This is a genomic window from Bacillus sp. AY2-1 (genome assembly GCF_008368965.1).
Taxonomy (GTDB): domain Bacteria; phylum Bacillota; class Bacilli; order Bacillales; family Bacillaceae_G; genus Bacillus_A; species Bacillus_A thuringiensis_S.
The window spans coordinates 1-1816 of sequence record NZ_QPEL01000285.1; the positions used below are offsets into that span (position 1 = coordinate 1).

The window sequence follows — 1816 nt, forward strand, 5'->3', positions numbered from 1 at the left end:
AGGAAAGCGAAAAGTATAATAAATCTTGCTATTACTGATAACCATCCAACGAAATCTTCAGGTAAGTTATATTTGTATGTGGTAGCACCTATTGCGACAAAACATAAAATAAAGGTATTACTCATTTTTTCTTTTAACTTTTCATTTAATTGTTCTTTATTATTAATATCTGTTTCATAAATACCAGTCAAAATAGATTTAATAAAAAAGAATATCATATAAAAAATTATAATGGCTAATGAAGCAGCCCATTCTAAAAATGGACGGTGTAGATATGCTCCTCTTATTATAAAATCAGCAAAAGCTATAAGTAGGACAACAATTCCAGATTGAGCCCAAATCTTCATTTCGATTTGTTGAATTCTTTCATCTGATTGTGTACTGAGTGAAAACCATTTTTTTAGTTTTTCCATTTTAAAGTTCCTCCCAAAATAATTTATCTAATGTTTTATCTAATGTTTTAGCTATATGAATGCAAAGTTTTAAAGAAGGGTTAAATTTATTACTTTCAATAAGACTAATGGTTTGTCGTGTAACGTTCACAATATCGGCTAACTCTTGTTGGGTTAGACCTTTTTCTGCTCTTGCAATTTTCATTTTACTTACAGACATTAAATACACCTCATTTGTAAAAATAAACTTCATATTATAAATCTTATATTCTATATATTATATTATTTTTAAATTAAATGAAATATATATTTTCCATTAAGACATATATATATTACTAATATCTTTTTTTACATTTCTATTATTTTTTATATCTAAAACCAACCTACAAATATGAAAATACGATATCCTTTCTATAGAATCATAGAAAAGGGTGGCGTTTTTTATTTCTGTTTCTGTGTCTGATGAATTACAACTATTTGCTCAAGAGATTCAAAGTTTTTTATCTCCAAATACTTTATGGGATCTTGCTAGAGATGTTGGTTTTGTACAACGAACTAGTAAGTATCAAGCAAAAGATTTAGTCGCTTTATGTGTATGGGTGAGCCAGAATGTGACAGCAAATGATTTATGTATTTGAGATTTAGGATATTTTCATTTAAAAGACCTTCAAGATATACAAGATAAAGAGGACTACTATATCTCTCGTATCAAGTCGAATACACGTATGTATCAAAAAATTTTAACCCTGATTATTTTCAAGACGGAAGAATTAAGAAAGGTACAGAGTATATACAGATAGATATGGAGACGTTAATGAACTTCCTTCAACCAGGACAAACATTTGAAATAGCTGATGCTTATGTAGGAATGATTGATAAAGTGCCAGCTCGTGTAATTGTTCATCGATTAACAAAACAACAGCAACAAAAACGATTACAAGATCAAGTTATAAGAGAAAAAAGAAACAATCTCGTCTAAAATTGACTTTGTATAAGCTTAGCTTGATAGCGATGGGGTGAGGACACATGCGTGGATTTCCTTGGCCAGATTCAGATTCTTTTCTAGAACTTATAGGTAGTTAACAAATAGATGATTATTTACATTTAACAGTTTGAACCATCCTTACGGACTGTTTGAAGTGGGGGTGAACACCTGATGTATCCACCGGTTATCTTAGCAGGCTCTACCAGATTATTTACATTTAACAGTTTGAACCATCCTTACGGACTGTTTGAAGTGGGGGATTCCTGTGAACACCTGATGTATCCACCGGTTATCTTAGCAGGCTCTACCAGTAGTCCCTACGGTGAAAACATAAGTATCTTGTACGTTGACTCATCACGCTTCCTACTTTAGCTTGGTTTTCGCAATTTCAGTAAATGGTGGGGCGAAATCCACTTGAAGTAACAATGACTAAGTAAGA

The 1816-nt window shown here is 31.3% G+C and carries 2 protein-coding genes and 1 pseudogene; 1 reads left to right on the forward strand and 2 read right to left on the reverse strand.

The window, feature by feature from the left end:
- Together DN403_RS30430 and DN403_RS30435 are read right to left on the reverse strand one after the other, a co-directional pair.
- A partial coding sequence (locus DN403_RS30430) for a DUF6773 family protein (protein ID WP_149186101.1) occupies positions 1-413 on the reverse strand: 413 nt, incomplete at its 3' end.
- A 1-nt stretch (position 414) separates the two neighbouring features.
- Positions 415-612: a helix-turn-helix transcriptional regulator gene (locus DN403_RS30435; RefSeq protein ID WP_149186102.1), complete on the reverse strand. Its 198-nt coding sequence runs from the start codon at positions 610-612 to the stop codon at positions 415-417.
- Between the two features lie 223 nt (positions 613-835).
- On the opposite strand from DN403_RS30435, the pseudogene DN403_RS30440 reads away from it, so the two are divergent.
- Positions 836-1365 (forward strand): annotated as a pseudogene (locus DN403_RS30440) (transposase); the annotation flags it as partial.
- Positions 1366-1816 lie beyond the last annotated feature (451 nt).

What these genes read in the sequence shown, in the direction of transcription:
- DN403_RS30435 (WP_149186102.1), bottom strand. Translation starts at nt 612, where the DNA reads ATGTCTGTAAGTAAAATGAAAATTGCAAGAGCAGAAAAAGGTCTAACC.